Raw genomic sequence first — 17498 nt, forward strand, 5'->3', positions numbered from 1 at the left:
TTCTCTCCTATTTGTAAGACTAATAAATATTAGAATTGATAGTTTGGCATCATTTCCCACATACGATTTCGAAGTTCGCGTGCATGATTTAAAGTATCGAAACCTGTAGCCGTAATGCGATAAAGCCTCTTTCTTCTACCTCCTCTATCTTTGGATGTTCCACCCATGTAAGATTCCACGAAACCCTTTTCTTCTAATCGATACAAAGCCGTATGAACTGTGGAAAGCGTAACATTTCTTCCTGTTTGCTTTTCAATCTCTTCAGCAATAGAAACGCTGTAAGCTGAATCGATAAGCAAAGCGGCCGTTAACAAAACCAGCTCTTCAAATTCGCCAAGGTGTGTACCTTTCATATTTCACTCTTATTTGTCGAACTAATATAAAGCAAATACTTCGGCTTTCTAAAATGGTTACAAATATTTTTGACCGGACACAAAAAAGGCCAAACATTACGCTTGGCCTTCCTCTATTCATTATTTCTTATTGGGGAATTTCATTCGGTAATCCACTTTTACTGATCCTTTTGAAATGTTGACCAGCTTGGCGCGAAGCATCTGCTTTTTAAGTCCCTTGATATAATCGGTAAACAGCACGCCATCTAAATGGTCGTATTCATGCTGAATAACGCGAGCGGTTAGTTCATCAAATTCTTCTTCGTGTTCGTTCCAAAGCTCATCGAAATAGCGGATGGTTAGTTTCTCTGGACGAACAATGTCGCCATGCACATCAGGAATACTCAAGCAGCCTTCTTCATAAGACCATTCGTTGCCATATTCATCCAAAATTTCTGGGTTGATAAAAGCTCTTTTCACCCCTTCTTCTGGATCATCGCCCATTTGGGTTGAATCAATGACAAAAATTCTGTGTGGCAAACCAATTTGAGGAGCAGCCAAACCAACACCATTGGCATTGTACATGGTATCAAACATGCTCTCTACCAACTTGGTCAAATCTTCCGAATCTCTGTGGAAATCCTTAGCTTCTTCTCTTAAAATGCTATCTCCGTAGGCTACAATGGGGTAAATCATATTATCTTCTTTCCAAAAAGGACTGTAGAATTATGGCTGCGCTCACTTTATCTACATTTCCTTTCTCTCTCCTGTCTTTCTTTTTCATTCCTCCGGAAATCATGGCGTCCATGGCCATTTTGGAGGTAAATCTTTCGTCCTGCAAATAAACAGCTTTTTCGGGAAAGTGTTTTTTCAAAATGCGTTCAAATTGCTTTGCATCTTCTGTGGCATCGGTGGGTTGATTGTTCAAATTCATGGGCATACCGAGCACAAAGCATTCAATTCCTTCGGCCTGATCGTAATCCTTGATGAATTGGAGCACATCTTTACTATGCACAGTTTCTAAAGGCGAAGCAATAATCTGAAGCGGATCAGTAACTGCCAATCCCACTCTTTTTCTGCCATAGTCAATGGCTAAAACACGTCCCATTAATTTTGTTTGATGATGTCGTAAAAGCGAAGTTTCACCAGCTTTTCAAGCTGCATGGCCTTAGGCAGAAGAATATCGTCTTCAATTTTGGCGTGGGTGAGCAAATCTTGTTCGAATTGTGCCAATTCGTTGTAAAGCACTTTTATGTGCAAATCTGCGTCATCGCAGAAGGTATAATCGCTGGTGATTTTTCTTAATCCATCCATTTCATGTTCATGCTCTTCATGGTCGAGCGCAAACTCTTGAATGGACTTATTTTCCATGGTGTAGAACAACTTTGTTCCATGGTTTTCGCCAGAAAGAAAATCTCTTAAATCTCGAATGTATGTAAATAGAGAATCTTCTTCTTCGTGAATGTGATGAATGAAGTCTTCAATAAAAAGTGGGAAAACCTCTTTTAAATCGTGAGCTAACACTTGGTATTTATAGTTCACCTGCCCTAAGCCATCAATTAATTGGGCTATATAAGGCAACCTCTTCTTTACAAAAATAGAGTGCGAATGCTTAAGATATTCTAACACCAAATCAATTGGATAGGACATCAATTGCACATTGCTTACCTGAGTTTTAGGTTCAATGGACTCTAAACTTTTGATTACCGCTTCAATATTAAGATGGTGTTTATGGCAAACATCTTTGAGCGTAAGATCGGGCGCATCGTAGAACTTTACACCAAAATAATATAGCACAGAAGCCCTAACGTAGTTTTCTGTTACTAATTCATTGATCGTTCGTTCTTGTAAACCGTGCATTGCAAAGTGACTATTCTGCTAAAATAATAATTTTGGTATTCCAATGCTGCTCTGAATCACTAGAATTTAAGTTTAAACCGTTTTCGGCTGCTTTTTTTCCATAAACGGAACAGCATTTTGCCCTAGTAAAGCTTTAACATAAATGCTAAACACAAATCCAGACATTTCGTTTCTATGATACTAAAGTGCTTACAAGGTTTATGTTTGCACGAAATCATTAATTTAACGTGAATTCAAAATAAGATTGGCCATAACTTTCTGATTTTAACTTTAAAATCAATTTGCTAGCCTGTTATTCTGAATTCACGTTATTTTTACCCAATTCAAAAAAAATAGAGAAGGAACGTGAGCGAAACAGAGAATACGAAGAAACAGATTAGACTTCCCATATTACTTTCTATAGCGGTTTTATTTGGCATTTGGATAGGAACCTCCTTTGCAAAACCAAAGCGAGACAGCAAATACCAAGCATCTATTCAAAAATTTAGACAACTGATTGACTACATTGAAAATGATTATGTAGACTCAGTTGACACAGAAGAATTGCTGGAAGAATCGATCAGCCAGATGTTGGACAAACTTGATCCACACACTATATATATTCCTCCTAGAGACAGAGAACTTACTGAAAGCCAGCTCAAAGCTAGTTTTGATGGCATTGGGGTTCAATTCAATATTCTGCGCGATACTTTATATGTGGTGACACCTTTGGCAGGCGGCCCATCGGAAAAAGCAGGCATTTTAGCAGGTGATAAAATCATTAAAGTAGATGGGCAAGACATTGCTGGTGTAGGCATTAAAGATCGTGAGGTTTTTGATTTACTCAGAGGCCCAAGAGGTACGGAAGTAAAGATTTCAGTTTTCAGAAAAGGAGAAGACGACTTACTTGATTTTGAGCTAGAAAGAAACGCAATTCCTCAATACTCGGTAGACGCCAGCTATATGGTAGATGATGAAACTGGCTATATCAAAGTGAACAAATTTGCCGAAAACACTTACGCTGAATTTAAATCTGCCCTGGAAAACCTGAAAGAAAAAGGCATGTCTAAGCTCATTCTCGATCTTCAGAACAACTCTGGAGGATACATGAGCGCTGCCATCAATATTTGTGATGAAATGCTTTCAGACGGAAAACTTATTGTAAGCCAAAAAGGCCACGGAAATAAATATGATTCTGAAGCCCGCGCTACAGAACGAGGCATTTTCGAAGAAGGTGCAGTAGCCGTTTTGATCAATGAAGGCAGTGCTTCTGCTTCGGAAATTGTGGCAGGTGCGCTTCAAGACAACGACCGTGCGTTGATTATTGGCCGTAGATCTTTCGGTAAAGGACTTGTTCAGTTGCCTTTCGATTTAAAGGATGGTTCAGAATTAAGAATGACCATTGCCCGATATTATACGCCTAGTGGCCGTTCTATCCAAAAACCTTACGATGACGGTGAAGAAGCTTATGCTTCGGATTATTACCACCGATATGTTTCAGGAGAATTGTTCTCTCAAGACAGCGTTCATTTCGATAAAGATTTGGCCTACGAAACTAGCGGAGGAAGAACCGTTTATGGCGGTGGTGGAATTATGCCCGATTACTTTGTGCCTCTGGACACTTCTTTCACCACTACTTACGTAAACCGATTATTCACTAGTAATTCGGTAAAAGAATTCACTTTAGATTACAGAGACAATCACGAATCACTTTCAGAATGGGACTTTGAGAAATTCAACAGAGATTTTAAGGTTACTGACGAAATGTTGAATCAGGTGATTGAAAATGGAAAGAAAAACGGAGTTGCATTTAGAGAAAAAGAATACAGAAAGTCGAAGCACTTTTTGGCCATTTTGGTAAAAGCTCAATTGGCCAGAGACATCTATGATGACAACGCTTTCTATCAGATTTACAATGAAACAAACGAGGTTTATGTTCAAGCGCTGGAACTATTTAAAAACCCGAACAAACTTTTAAATAAATCCAATGGCATACTATTACAAACTCGGTAAAATACCGCCCAAAAGGCATACTCAGTTTCGTCAACCTGATGGTTCTTTGTATAAAGAAGAATTAGTGAGTTCGAGGGGTTTTTCTGGTATCTATTCCAATTTGTACCACATTTATCCTCCAACCCAAATCAAAGAATTAAAGAAACCCGAACCATTCGGAGTGAAAATGGTGAAGGATTATCCTTTGCAACAAACTCACCTGAATACTTCAAAAATCGGGTACACTGGCAATGATTTTTTGAAGGGAAGAAAAATGCTCTTCACCAACAATGACGTCACCTTCGGTTTGCTGCATGCTGAAAAGCTGAGCATGGATTATTATTACAAAAATGCCGAAGCAGATGAAGTGCTTTACATCCATGATGGAGAAGGGAAACTGCATTCTCAGTTCGGCACTTTAGACATTAAATCGGGCGATTATGTTGTAATTCCACGAACCACCATTTTCAAAATCGAATGGAGCGACCAACCCGCCAGAATTTTAGTAATTGAATCTAATTCGCCAGTTGAAACGGTTAAAAGATACCGAAACGAATTGGGCCAACTTCTAGAGCATTCGCCTTATTGTGAAAGAGATATTCGTCCACCTCACGAACTAATTACTGAAGAAGAGAAGGGCGAATATTTGGTGAAGATTAAAAAGCATAATCATCTCCACAATTATGTTTACGAACATAGCCCATTTGACTTAGTCGGCTGGGATGGTTTTCTTTTTCCTTATGCACTCTCGATTCATGATTTTGAACCCATTACAGGCCGAATTCATCAACCACCTCCGGTACATCAAACTTTTCAGGCCAGAGGTTATGTGATTTGCTCCTTCGTTCCTAGGCTTTTTGACTATCATCCTTTGGCCATTCCAGCCCCATACAATCACTCCAATATCGATTCAGATGAAGTGCTTTATTATGTGGAAGGAAATTTCATGAGCAGAAAAGGAATTGACAGAGGTTCTTTCACTTTACATCCGGGAGGTTTACCTCACGGCCCACATCCGGGCACCGTAGAGAAAAGCATTGGCGCTAAAGAAACTGAAGAATTGGCCGTTATGCTCGACACTTTCGGGCCTCTTTACCTTACCGAAGAAGCGCTAGAATTTGTAGACGAGAAATATCCCATGAGCTGGACGGAGTGATTTACAAAAGCTGTCTCAAAGTATAGGGCATTGTCACCCTGAACTCGTTTCAGGGTCTCAACTCCAAACCAACTGAGTTATTTTATGGCCCAACACTTTGAAACAGCTTTAACTTTTTAAAGAGAGTATTTCTCCATTCTTTCCTTCAGAAGAATCTCCAGTTCTTCACACGATCTAGTAAAATCATCCGTTTACGATGCGAAAGGTCATTAAAAACACATGCGTAAATTCTTCTATGCAGCATTTCTATTGCTGTCCATTTTTCATTTATCAGCACAAAACACTTCCGAACAAAAGGCAATCAACCGCGATGTTTGGTACAACTTTATGCAAGCGTATCAAGATTTGAACGCAGGATTGTTCAACCAAATCCATACTGAAGATGTAATTCGTGTGCCAGCCGATGAGGGTACAATGTTAATAGGTAAAGAATATAAGGATGCCAACCTAACTCTATTCAACCGATGGATTGCTTCGCGCGTGAAGCAGAAAATTGAGTTCAGCTTTCTCAAAAGAATTCAAAAAGGAGAATGGGCGTATGAGATTGGCATCTACAAACTGACGCGGTACAGCCAATTTGAAAGTCAAACTTTTTACAGAAAATTCAACGTAACCCTCCACAAAGAAAACGGTACATGGAAAATCTATTTAGACTCTGATTCCAATGAAAATCAATCTATTGGGGAAGAAAATTTTAGAAATGGAAACGTTTTGAGATAACAGTCTTACCTTATAAATCACTAAAGTGACTTACAAGAGCACTCTATCGCTATATTTATATAAAATATTCATTTAAGAGAAATAACGATTAATAAATATTATATGGCAATTGATAAGAATTGATTTCCTAGATTCGTCTCTATGAAAGATTCAATCTTTACATTTTTTAAATCAATACTTTAACAATCCATCAATCTTGAAAAAAGTCATTCTATTTCTTTGTCTCCTTTCATTTTGGGTAAACTCCAAAGCTCAAACTTGATCTACTAGCGGATCTAATATTTACTATTCTGGCGGGAATGTAGGCATTGGAGAATCTTCACCAATGGCTAATTACATTTGGTAAGTTCCAGAGTTTTCGACACTCAGATGACTAGTAGCTACCAAGATTTCCTACTGTTGAAACCTATATCTATGCCTGGTAAAGGAGGATATTTTGGTTCATTCACATGGCTGGTTGGAAGTAGAAGACGAGCCTCATATAGCTGCAACTCAAGAACATTCGGATCCTGACCATGTCAGTTAAGCCTTTTTCACTAAGGGGACAGATGGTCCAGTACCATTTTATGAAGGTATGAGACTAACCCATTCCGGAAAATTGGGCATAGGTGTTTCTAATCCTCAACAATTGCTAGAAGTCAACGGCAATGCCATTTTTCAAGGCAATGTAGAATCCAAAAAAGTTAAAGTTAGTACTTCACTCGGAGGTTGGCCAGACTTTGTTTTCTCTACCAATTATAAACTGAGAAGTCTTGAAGAACTTGAATTGTTCATTAAAGAAAACCAACACTTGCCAGAGGTTCCTTCAGCTAAAGAAGTAGAGGAAAATGGGCTGGATCTCGGGCAGATGGATGCCACCCTCTTACAAAAGGTTGAGGAACTGACTCTCTATTTGCTTAATGAAAATGAAGAGAATCAAAAACTAAAAATCCAAGTGACAGATCTTAAAAAAGAAAATCAAGAGCTTAAAGCAATGTCCCTAATGCTGAAGAAGGAAATTGAAATTATAAAAGGAGGTAATTAGAACACCTTGTTACTCAGGTTCTACTAACAAAAGGTAAAAAGAAGAGACGCAGATTGTTTAACTACTTTTAAAAGCTTCTATTAAAATGATTTGTCAATCATTTTAATAGAAGCTTTTTCTTTAGATTTGAGCGATTTATAGATATTAACTACAACCAGTTAATACATTGAAGCTTAACAAAATACCCTATGCTCCTTTCAAAAACACATTTTTTAATGAAGCTTATCCTGTCATATTTTTTTCTAGGATTTATCTCCCTATCGTTATTGGGTAACTCTTCTAACTCAGGTTCATTAAAGCTGATTAAGGGCACTTCTTCTCCAATAGTCACCTCTTACTTTCCTATAGACAATGCTACGGGTATAGATGATTTCAGCTTCACATTGACTTTTGACAAAAATGTCTTTAGAGGACCTCATGGCGGATTTTTAATGAAAAAAGCTTCTGACAATAGTACGGTCTCCTCCATTTCCATTATTAATACCCGAAGAATACATATAAACGATAACGTAGTTCAGATTGACTTTGAACGACAAGACCCTGGAGAGAATTATTATATAATAATACCTGAAGGGACTTTAGTTGACAACGCAAAAAATAAGTTTGCCGGAATTTCATCTTCTGTAGAATGGAACTTCACTAGTGATACAGCCCCATATCTTATCGAAGCCTCACCAGAAAATAACAGTTCAGAATTTAGCAGTTCAGACTTTACCCTAACGTTTAATGAAAACATTATCAAAGCCTCAAATCGAAACAAATTTATTTCAATTCTAGATTTCTATTCACAGGAGGTTATCTATCAGCTAAATGTATTGAATAACAAGGTAAAAGTTACTGACAACAAAGTCAGTTTTAGAATTGACTCCCCCCTTCCTTTAAATAAAAAGTACTTTATTACCGTTTCGCCTGAGGCCTTTATTGACACAAACGGTTACTACTTTAATGGTGTCGAAGAATCTAGTATTTTGAATTTCAAGACAGATCAAGCTCCTTTTTTAACTTACACAGCATTAAATAGCGGCAACGAATTTACTTCAGCAAAATCTATTGCTTTAGTTTTTAACGAACCCGTGACCAAAGGCTACGGAACAATTTATATAAAGAGCAACATAGATGACGCTGTACTCTTTGAAACTGGTGTAAGAAGTAATCTCATAACCATTCAAGAAAACCGGGTAAGAATTAGAAATTCAGTAAACCTACCTTTAGATCAAGAATTTTATATAACCATACCCTCAACTGCTTTTAGAGATTTAAACAACAACTTTTTCGCAGGTGTTAATGATAAAACTATTCTTAATTTTTCTAAAAGCTTAGGCTTAGAAGTCACTTCGACTAGTCCTCAAAACAATACGGAAATAGGCCTGGGCGATTCATTAAAAGTAACTTTTAATAAATTTATAAGACCCGGCAGTGGGTTTGTACAAGTAATGGACGCTTCGAACGATCAAGAGATTTTTAAATATGACATTACCGATGCAAAGATTTTATTCGAGCAAAATCAAATTATAATCCCCTTTCCTGGAGACACTCCCCTGAACAAAAATCTATATGTTAAAACTAATGAAATTGCCATTCGGGATATCAATGCAAAACCTTTTGATGGATTTAACAATAAGACAGACTGGGCATTTAGCACTCCTGAAGACCTCAAAGTAGTTTCAAGAACACCAGAAATTGGAGCTACGGGAGTTTACAACTTCACTTTCACAATGACTTTTAATAGGAATGTATATAGAGGAGAAAATGGAGGTTTTCTGATCAAGAGAAAATCTGACGACCGTATTGTATCTTCTATTTCTTACCAGAATAAAAATAAGCTAAACATTACTAACAATGTAGTTACTCTTACTTTTGAAAAACTAGAACCAGGAACTGACTACTACATTATAGTTTCTGAAAGAGCACTATTAGATGAGCAAGGGAATGGCCTTTCGGGAATTTCAACCCCTGAAGACTGGACGTTTACAAGTGATTTAGCTCCCTATATTGTGGAAACTTCTCCTGCCAATCACAGTATCAATTTTACAGGTCAGAATCTAAGCCTAACCTTGAGTGAAAACATAACAAAAGATGAGGCTACCTATGGGGAAATTACTGTTTCCGATTTTTACACAGGCGAAGTTTACGAACAAATCTCTACGCTCAGTAACAAAGTTCAGGTGGATCAAGCCGTAATTCAAATTGAACTTACCAATACTCTACCCTTAAACCGAGAATACTTCGTCTCTATATCTTCAGAAGCTTTTATTGATAATCATGGATATTATTTTGAAGGAATTGCAAACTCAGAGATCTGGAGATTTAAAACTGACAAACTCCCTTTACTTTCAAGTGCAACACTTAAAGGAGCAACCTCTAGTCAGTCAGGAAATTTGGTGGAATTAATCTTTGATGAGATAGTTGAAAGAGGCTATGGAACAATTTCGATAAATGCAGCCAGTAATGACGATAAGATTTTTAGTGCAGGAGTAAATAATGACCTTGTTTCCGTTAACGGAAACAAGGTGAGCATTTCAGTTCAAGAAGGACTTCCTTTGGATGGCCAATTTTATATGCTTATTCCATCTACTGCATTCAGAGACGAAAACGATCATTACTTCGCTGGAATATTGAACAAAAACACCCTCTCTTTCGACAATAGCATTCCTTTAAGCATTGCTGAGACCTATCCAGAAAACAATAGCCTCATATATATTGGAGACTCACTGACCATCACTTTCAATAAGTTCATTTCCGTAGGAAAGGGCAAAATTAAAGTTTTTGACTCTGAGGATGATAACGAAATCTTTGAATATGACATTACTGACCCCCAATTGGTTTTTGACCAGAAAAAGCTCATAATCCCATTCAAAGGCCACATTCCCCTAAACAAATCTCTTTACGTCACTATTGACAACACAGCCATTGAAGGCATAAATGATTTAACCTTTGTGGGCATCAACAATTCCTCCGATTGGGCATTCAGTACCCCAGGAGCACTTCATATTGTTAATAAGACACCGGAGAATGGCACCTCTTCAGTTGATAACTTCTTGTTCTCCATGACTTTTGACAGAAATGTATTCAAAGGAGAGAATGGAGCATTTATAATTAGAGATGCAATAACAGGCAACAATGTAACAGGGCGTTCAGTAGACAGAAAGGAAGTGACGATTGATGGAGCAACAGTAAATGTGCAGTTTTCTTCATTAACTATTAACAAAAGTTACTACATGTATATCAGGCCTGGAACATTGATTGATATAGAAGGCAATCTTTTTGAAGGCATTGATTCTCCAACAATTTGGACTTTCAATACGGATGAACTACCATCAAGTGGAGAAAGTAATCACAGCAGTATTGAAGACATCAAAGAAGCTGAAGAAAATGGAATTCATATCTATCCCAACCCTAGTACAACCAACCTTTTTGTTAATATTCCAAAGTTAGGCACTACACCTGCGATCGTTAAGTTGATAAGTTCTCAAGGAGTGATTGTATATGAAGGGAGTATAGATTCGAATGTTTCCGAAATCCCCATACAAAATTTAAAAAAAGGGGTTTACTTAGTTAAAATCCAAGGAGACAACTTTACTTTTTCAGGAAAAGCCTTAATCACTCAAGAAGAAAACCCTCATTGAATAAGTTTAAATCTCAACAAACAAGATTACTTAAATTACATTTAATCCATGTAAATAATTATTTCTCCATTCACCTAAAACATTAGGTCGATAGATACCTTAAAGAGTCTAATAGAAGAATCACATTTATTAACTCAAAAATATCTATCATGAAAAAACTGATTTACATGTCAGCATTCCTTTTAGTAAGCTCTATTGGCTTTGCCCAAATTCAAAAAGGAGATGTTCAATTGGGAGGATCTCTCGGGTTCACTAAGCAGGAGGCTTCCAGCTATGAGAGGTCATATTTCTCCGTTCAGCCAAGAGCAGGCCTTTTCGTATCTGATTTAACAAGTTTAGGACTTACTGTCGGCTATCAGCACACAGATGCTAATTCTTCAAAAGTGAATATGTTCACTTTTGGGGTTTATTCAAGGTTTCACAAAATAATTTCCGATCAATTTTACCTTTACCTTCAACCCTCATTAACATTTGGAACAGGCAAACATAAATCCATTGGATCTGACATTAATTCCATAGACTTGGGAATTGCTCCAGGAATGACCTATTTCTTTTCACCAAAATTTGCAGCAGAAATGAATTTCGGTTCTTTATATTACAGCAATCAAAAAGAGAAGTTGAACGGTAACGAAAGCACCATTAAAAACTATGGCCTGAACATGAACTTAACCAGCGTCACGCTAGGCTTTAGTTATTACATAAAATAATATTTTAACAGCGAAGGTGTCTATTGAGCACCTTCGCTGTTTTTTACCAAACCCATTTTTAAAACTTCCGTATATTTGCCAGAGTTGAAAAGAATTACAACCATATTGTTCACCGCACTTTACCTACTTACAAGTACAGGTATTCTGTTCGGACAGCATGTTTGTATGGGTCGGGTAAAAGAAACGGCCATTTTTCAAAAGGTGGAAAAGCAATGCAACATGTCGCGCGAAATGCACAAAGACATGATGAACTGTTGTGATGATGAATGGTCTTTAAAGAAAATTGAAGACGATCAGCAACAAGTTGCTCAATCGACAGCCCCATTTGCAGCTTTTCATTTCTTATATGAAATTCCTTTTCAGGATTTCACTTCCCCTTTAATCTGTCAAGAAGATCAAGTTGAAATAAAGAATACTGGGCCGCCCGATATTGGTTCTCCAGAATTCTATATTCAATTTCATTCCCTTAAAATCCCTTCTGCTTTACAATCCTGATCAGTGAATTGATTTAGATTGTAATTCCTTTATTCCATTTCTAAATTACTGTACATCACTGATCTAAACCCATCAGCTGGGTTCATCTATTTTTTTGATTGTAACAGTAATTTTAATGGTTAACCGACTTATACAATTCTTTCTTGAAAACCGATTAGTCACCTTCATCCTTTTGGTGGGATTAATCACTTGGGGTTTAGTAACCGCTCCATTTCAATGGGATTTAGGCTTGCCTAAAGACCCTGTACCAGTAGATGCCATTCCCGATATTGGCGAAAATCAACAAATCGTTTTCACCGAATGGGCTGGCAGATCTCCTCAAGATGTGGATGATCAAATCACTTATCCGCTCACCTCCTCTTTATTAGGGATTCCTGGAGTAAAAACCATCCGCAGTTCCTCAATTTTCGGAGTATCTTCTATCTATATCATTTTCAACGATGACGTAGAGTTTTATTGGAGTCGAAGTCGTATTCTGGAAAAGCTCAACTCTTTGCCCAAGGGCCTCTTACCCTCTGGCGTTCAACCTGCTTTAGGCCCAGATGCAACTGCTCTTGGCCAAATATTTTGGTATACTATTGAAGGTAGGGACGAAAAAGGTAATCCAGCAGGTGGTTGGGATCCACAAGAAATTCGCTCGGTTCAGGATTACACCATCCGCTATGCTCTAGCCTCTGCCGAAGGAGTTTCTGAAGTGGCCTCAGTAGGTGGATTTGTGAAGGAATATCAAATCGATATCGATCCGAATGCACTTCAAGGTTATGGTGTTTCATTAGGCGAAGTTGTAAAAGCGGTCAAAGAATCGAACCAAGACATAGGCGCCAAAACATTAGAAATCAATCAAGCTGAATATTTGGTGAGAGGGCTTGGGTATGTAAAAAGCTTAGAAGATTTGGAAAATGCGGTGGTGAAAACCACTGGCAATACGCCAATCCGAGTTCGCGATGTAGCCAGAGTCAACCTGGGTCCAGAAGCAAGAAGAGGCGCACTAGACAAGTCTGGAGCCGAAGCTGTTGGAGGTGTAGTTGTGGCACGCTACGGAGCTAATCCCTTAGCTGTCATCAACAATGTAAAAGCACAGATTGAAGAAATCTCTGCTGGACTACCTTCAAAAACATTGTCAGATGGCACACAATCTAAACTTACCATTGTTCCTTTCTACGATCGAACTCAGCTGATCAAAGAAACCATTGGCACATTGGAGGAGGCATTAAGCCTGGAAATCATCATCACTGTAGTTGTGGTTTTGGTGATGCTCTTCAACCTTCGGGCTTCAATTCTGATCTCCAGCCTTTTACCGATTGCCGTTCTCATGTGCTTCATCGCCATGCGCTACTTAGGAGTTGACGCCAATATTGTTGCGCTATCAGGCATTGCCATCGCTATCGGAACTATGGTAGATGTGGCAATTGTGCTCACTGAAAACATTACGCAACACTTAGAGAATAAGACAGAATCTTCATTATTGAAAACGATTCTCATAGCCAGTCAAGAGGTTTCAGCGGCCATTATTACCGCGGTAATGACGACCATTATTAGTTTCATTCCAGTGTTTTCGCTGCAAGCTTCCGAAGGAAAACTCTTTTCTCCCTTGGCTTACACAAAGTCCTTTGCACTGATTGCCGCCATCATTGTTGCACTCATTTTCTTACCCACATTCGCTTATTGGTTCTTTGGATTCAAACCGAAAAACAAGCTGCTAAAACTCGTACTCAATACAGCCATTCTCATCTTCGGGTTGATTATTCTGTCTATGGGACACACCTTAGCTGGGCTTGTTTTACTGCTTATCAGCGGAGCAAATCTGGCGAGACTCTTCGCTCCCAAAACTGAAGAGTACCTAAAACATGCAGATGTAGCGATTGCCCTATTGGCGGTTTGTATTTTGCTGAGTTGCGAATGGATGCCCTTAGGTGTTCAAGTAAGCGGATTTACCAATTTCATTTTTGTGGCCATAGTCATCGGAGTCACACTTGGAGGCTTCAATCTCTTCATCAAATTCTATCCAAACATTCTGAATTGGTGCCTTAAAAATCGAATTACTTTCCTCGTAATACCAGCTTTTGTAGTGCTCTTAGGAAGCACAATTTGGCTAGGCTTTGACCGTGTTTTCGGCTTTATCCCTTCTGTTTTTGGTGAAGGCGTAAAAGCAAAGAAACCGTACTCCAGTCTTGCTCATACCTTCCCTGGAATTGGAAAAGAATTTATGCCAGCCCTAGATGAAGGCGCTTATTTACTAATGCCAACCTCCATGCCTCATGCGGGAATTGACCAGAACAGAGAAGTACTTCGCATGCTGGACATGGCGGTTACGGCCATCCCTGAAGTAGAATCGGTTGTAGGGAAATTAGGACGAACAGAAAGCGCGTTAGACCCTGCTCCTATTTCCATGTATGAAAATGTGATCAACTATAAAAGTGAATACATCACTGATGAAAATGGAAGAAGGCTGAGGTTCGCCAAAAAAGACGGTGAGTTTTTGAGAGATGAAAACGGAGATTTAATTCCTGACCCGAAGGGCTCTTACTTCCGCCAGTGGCGAGAAGGCATCAATTCGCCTCAAGACATTTGGGATGAAATTATCAAAGCCACAACCCTTCCCGGAGTAACTTCTGCGCCAAAACTTCAACCTATAGAAACGCGCCTAATTATGCTTCAAACCGGTATGCGCGCACCTATGGGAATCAAAGTAAAAGGCCCAGATTTAACTACAATCGAAGCTTTTGGCATTCAACTAGAAGATATCCTAAAGCAAATTCCAGCAGTAAAATCTCAATCGGTTTTTGCCGAGCGAATTGTTGGCAAACCCTATCTTTTAATTGATTTAGATCGCGATGCACTCGCGCGTTATGGCTTAAGCATCGCTCAAGTTCAGCAGTATTTGCAGGTGGCAGTCGGTGGTATGGAACTTTCCACCACTGTTGAAGGCCGAGAACGCTATCCCATTCGGGTTCGTTATCCTCGGGAACTGCGGAATGACCCGGATGCACTGAACAATATTCTTATTCCGACTCCGAACAACGGCCAAATTCCTTTGGGGCAATTAGCGAAAATTGAGTACACCCAAGGCCCTCAAATGATAAAAAGTGAGGACACCTTTTTGGTTGGCTATGTGATTTTCGATAAGCAAAATGGATTTGCCGAAACGGATGTAGTCGAAGCAGCTCAAGACTTGATTCAGCAAAAAATTGAAACCGGTGAATTGAAAATTCCGCATGGAGTTTCTTACACATTTGCCGGCAATTACCAGAATCAGCTGAGAGCTGAAGCCAGACTTTCCATTGTGATTCCCGTGGTTTTGGTGGTGATTTTCTTGATACTCTATTTCCAATTCAAGTCGGTTTCTGTAACCCTTATGGTTTTCTCAGGCATTGCGGTGGCGATTCATTATGCTTTGGCTTTATGGCAGAGAAGGTTTTATGGACTTCAATCTGTTTGGTACCAATATGCGCGACCTTTTCCAAATTCACCCAATTAACTTGAGTGTGGCGGTTTGGGTTGGATTTATCGCTCTTTTCGGAATTGCTACAGATGATGGTGTGTTGATTGCCACCTACCTCAACCAATCTTTTGAAGGCCAAACCCAGCTGAACAAGGCTGAAATCAGAGAAAAAGTAATTGAAGCAGGTATGCGAAGGGTAAGACCTTGTTTGATGACGACTGCAACCACCTTGCTTGCTCTTTTGCCAGTTTTAACATCGTCAGGAAGAGGTTCTGATGTTATGATCCCCATGGCAATCCCTTCTTTCGGAGGAATGTTCATCGCCTTGATCACGCTGTTTGTTGTACCTGTTCTGTATTCATTTTATAAAGAAGCTCAAGTTCGTTCCACTCAAAAAACCAAAGCCGCATGAAGAAGATAGTTATTGCATTTCTGTTGGTGTTTTGGGGTTTTGGCGTTTCTGCTCAAAACCATTTAAACGACTTTTTGAAGATGGCTGCGGAAAATAACCCCGGCCTTCAAGCTAAATTCAAGGCCTATTTGGCTGCGCTAGAAAAGGTTGAGCAGCAGGGAGCTTTGCCCGACCCAACCATTAGTTTCGGTTATTTTATTAGTCCAATTGAAACCCGAGTTGGGACACAGCGATTTAAAGCATCTCTTTCCCAAATGTTTCCTTGGAAAGGTACTTTAACCGCTCAAAAACAGCTGGCTGCCACCCAAGCAAAAATCAAGTTTGAAGAATTTGAAGCCGCGAAGAATCAGCTTTTCCTTCAAGTTAGAAATGCCTTTTTGGCTATGGCCGAATTGGAAGAAGAAATCGGAATCTACCGCGTAAACCTCGATTTGCTAAAATCTTACGAACCGATTACAAAGACCAAATACGAATCGAATTTGGTTTCGCTAGCCGATTTGGTCAGGGTTCAGATCAAGATTGATGAAGCTGAAACCAAACTCAAATTGCTCGAACTCAAACGCAGACCGTTGTTGAACGACTTCAACACTTTGATCAACAAAAGGCAAACCTTTGGTAGAGAAAGCCTCAAGTTTGATTTGGACAGAAAACCAACCGCTTCAACCTTAACCCTCGACAGCCTTTTCAATCAAAACCCAAACATTAAAATGGTTGAAGAACAGCTTGCAATGACAGAACATCAAACTGCTTTGGCCGAGCTTTATCGTAAGCCAAGGTTTGGTTTAGGCCTAGAATATGGCTTCATCCAAAAGCGTGATATGCCAGGAATTGACGACAATGGAAAGGATATTCTCGCGCCAACCATTTCATTAAGCCTACCCATTTTCGGAAAGAAGAACAGAGCTATCAAAAAGGAAGCCGAGCTAATGCAGGAAAGCTACTCTCATCAGCTAGAAGCGGTAAAAGATCAGCTTTCAAACCAATGGATTATGGCTGAATACGAAATTGGAAAGGCTGAAAAAGAGCTCGAATTATACGAGAAAGAGATCAAGAAAACTGAGCTTTTGCTCCGTGTATTGACTTCTGAATACAGTACAAACAACTCACAATTTGAGGAAATTCTAGCCACACAACAGCTTCTGTTGCAGCTGCAACTGGCTCAAATTCAATCGCAAATCGCTTATCAAAAAGCGGTTTTCCAAAAGGATTATTTAACCGGATCAACATTAATCAACAACTGATGAAAAGATTTTTAATCATACCTCTTTCGCTATTGCTGTTCATTTCATCCTGTTCTTCTCCGCAAAAGAAAAATGAGGAACAAGAAACGGCCAATGCAACTTCCTTCTTCGATAAGCTTCAACTTAAAACCATGGATGGGGAGCCCATAACCACAAAAGATTTGGAAGGAAAAACGGCTTTTGTAAATGTTTGGGCTACTTGGTGCAAGCCTTGTTTGCAAGAAATGCCTTCCATTGAACGTGCCAAACAACAACTGGAAAAAGAAGGGTATATGTTTCTGGCCATCTCCGATGAAGACAAAGGTCGAATCGAAGGTTTCATCAACAAAAACGACTACACCTTCACTTACGCTCAATTGGGCACTAGCCCTGATCAATTCAACGTGTATTCGCTCCCAGCTTCCTTTATTGTGAATTCAGAAGGAGAAATTCTTTACCAGCACATGGGCATGAAAGAATGGGACAGTGAAGAAAGTATCGCCCTTTTCAAATCTCATTTAAAACCTTGACCG

13 protein-coding genes and 1 pseudogene are annotated in these 17498 nt (G+C 39.1%); 10 read left to right on the forward strand and 4 right to left on the reverse strand.

Annotated features, from left to right (window positions below):
- Positions 1 to 29: 29 nt before the first annotated feature.
- The 4 genes from ACXACJ_RS14150 to ACXACJ_RS14165 all read right to left on the reverse strand — a co-directional run bounded on the left by ACXACJ_RS14150 (position 30) and on the right by ACXACJ_RS14165 (position 2192).
- Positions 30 to 353, reverse strand: a complete 324-nt coding sequence (locus ACXACJ_RS14150; RefSeq protein ID WP_475135116.1) for a PadR family transcriptional regulator — start codon at positions 351 to 353, stop codon at positions 30 to 32.
- Positions 354 to 473: 120 nt separating this feature from the next.
- Positions 474 to 1028: a peptide deformylase gene (gene def / locus ACXACJ_RS14155; protein ID WP_475135117.1), complete on the reverse strand. Its 555-nt coding sequence runs from the start codon at positions 1026 to 1028 to the stop codon at positions 474 to 476.
- 1 nt (position 1029) lies between these two features.
- Complete coding sequence (gene ruvX, locus ACXACJ_RS14160; RefSeq protein WP_475135118.1) at positions 1030 to 1440, reverse strand: Holliday junction resolvase RuvX; 411 nt, start codon at positions 1438 to 1440, stop codon at positions 1030 to 1032.
- Positions 1440 to 2192, reverse strand: a complete 753-nt coding sequence (locus ACXACJ_RS14165) for a hemerythrin domain-containing protein (RefSeq protein WP_475135119.1) — start codon at positions 2190 to 2192, stop codon at positions 1440 to 1442. The genes ruvX and ACXACJ_RS14165 overlap by 1 nt, the downstream gene beginning before the upstream one ends.
- A 345-nt stretch (positions 2193 to 2537) precedes the next feature.
- Between ACXACJ_RS14165 and ACXACJ_RS14170 the strand changes: the two genes are divergently transcribed.
- From ACXACJ_RS14170 to ACXACJ_RS14215, 10 genes and pseudogenes are all read left to right on the forward strand, one after another.
- Complete coding sequence (locus ACXACJ_RS14170; RefSeq protein ID WP_475135120.1) at positions 2538 to 4184, forward strand: S41 family peptidase; 1647 nt, start codon at positions 2538 to 2540, stop codon at positions 4182 to 4184.
- Positions 4159 to 5319 (forward strand): homogentisate 1,2-dioxygenase, encoded by a 1161-nt coding sequence (locus ACXACJ_RS14175; protein ID WP_475135121.1) that lies wholly within the window; start codon positions 4159 to 4161, stop codon positions 5317 to 5319. Before ACXACJ_RS14170 ends, ACXACJ_RS14175 begins: the two co-directional genes overlap by 26 nt.
- A gap of 219 nt (positions 5320 to 5538) precedes the next feature.
- On the forward strand, positions 5539 to 6039 hold the full coding sequence (locus ACXACJ_RS14180) for a YybH family protein (protein WP_475135122.1): 501 nt from the start codon (positions 5539 to 5541) through the stop codon (positions 6037 to 6039).
- A 574-nt stretch (positions 6040 to 6613) separates the two neighbouring features.
- The gene (locus tag ACXACJ_RS14185) at positions 6614 to 7063 is read left to right on the forward strand and encodes a hypothetical protein (RefSeq protein ID WP_475135123.1); all 450 of its coding nucleotides are present in this window, start codon (positions 6614 to 6616) and stop codon (positions 7061 to 7063) included.
- Between the two features lie 215 nt (positions 7064 to 7278).
- Entirely contained in the window at positions 7279 to 10689 is a 3411-nt protein-coding gene (locus tag ACXACJ_RS14190) for an Ig-like domain-containing protein (RefSeq protein ID WP_475135124.1), read from the forward strand.
- 149 nt (positions 10690 to 10838) lie between these two features.
- The gene (locus tag ACXACJ_RS14195; RefSeq protein ID WP_475135125.1) at positions 10839 to 11396 is read left to right on the forward strand and encodes an outer membrane beta-barrel protein; all 558 of its coding nucleotides are present in this window, start codon (positions 10839 to 10841) and stop codon (positions 11394 to 11396) included.
- 75 nt (positions 11397 to 11471) lie between these two features.
- Complete coding sequence (locus ACXACJ_RS14200; protein ID WP_475135126.1) at positions 11472 to 11891, forward strand: HYC_CC_PP family protein; 420 nt, start codon at positions 11472 to 11474, stop codon at positions 11889 to 11891.
- Between the two features lie 115 nt (positions 11892 to 12006).
- Positions 12007 to 15745, forward strand: a pseudogene (locus tag ACXACJ_RS14205) (efflux RND transporter permease subunit).
- Positions 15742 to 16986, forward strand: a complete 1245-nt coding sequence (locus ACXACJ_RS14210) for a TolC family protein (protein ID WP_475135127.1) — start codon at positions 15742 to 15744, stop codon at positions 16984 to 16986. The pseudogene ACXACJ_RS14205 and the gene ACXACJ_RS14210 overlap by 4 nt, the downstream one beginning before the upstream one ends.
- Positions 16986 to 17495, forward strand: a complete 510-nt coding sequence (locus ACXACJ_RS14215) for a TlpA disulfide reductase family protein (protein ID WP_475135128.1) — start codon at positions 16986 to 16988, stop codon at positions 17493 to 17495. The genes ACXACJ_RS14210 and ACXACJ_RS14215 overlap by 1 nt, the downstream gene beginning before the upstream one ends.
- Positions 17496 to 17498 lie beyond the last annotated feature (3 nt).

It is taken from the genome of Roseivirga sp. AWQ4_251 (assembly GCF_056158225.1).

Excerpts from the sequence above, each read along its gene's own strand:
- ACXACJ_RS14185 (WP_475135123.1), top strand. The coding sequence starts at position 6,614 with ATGAGACTAACCCATTCCGGAAAATTGGGCATAGGTGTTTCTAATCCT.
- ACXACJ_RS14175 (WP_475135121.1), top strand. The coding sequence starts at position 4,159 with ATGGCATACTATTACAAACTCGGTAAAATACCGCCCAAAAGGCATACT.
- ACXACJ_RS14190 (WP_475135124.1), top strand. The coding sequence starts at position 7,279 with ATGAAGCTTATCCTGTCATATTTTTTTCTAGGATTTATCTCCCTATCG.
- ACXACJ_RS14180 (WP_475135122.1), top strand. The coding sequence starts at position 5,539 with ATGCGTAAATTCTTCTATGCAGCATTTCTATTGCTGTCCATTTTTCAT.
- ACXACJ_RS14150 (WP_475135116.1), bottom strand. The coding sequence starts at position 353 with ATGAAAGGTACACACCTTGGCGAATTTGAAGAGCTGGTTTTGTTAACG.
- ACXACJ_RS14165 (WP_475135119.1), bottom strand. The coding sequence starts at position 2,192 with ATGCACGGTTTACAAGAACGAACGATCAATGAATTAGTAACAGAAAAC.
- def (WP_475135117.1), bottom strand. The coding sequence starts at position 1,028 with ATGATTTACCCCATTGTAGCCTACGGAGATAGCATTTTAAGAGAAGAA.
- ruvX (WP_475135118.1), bottom strand. The coding sequence starts at position 1,440 with ATGGGACGTGTTTTAGCCATTGACTATGGCAGAAAAAGAGTGGGATTG.
- ACXACJ_RS14195 (WP_475135125.1), top strand. The coding sequence starts at position 10,839 with ATGAAAAAACTGATTTACATGTCAGCATTCCTTTTAGTAAGCTCTATT.
- ACXACJ_RS14210 (WP_475135127.1), top strand. The coding sequence starts at position 15,742 with ATGAAGAAGATAGTTATTGCATTTCTGTTGGTGTTTTGGGGTTTTGGC.
- ACXACJ_RS14215 (WP_475135128.1), top strand. The coding sequence starts at position 16,986 with ATGAAAAGATTTTTAATCATACCTCTTTCGCTATTGCTGTTCATTTCA.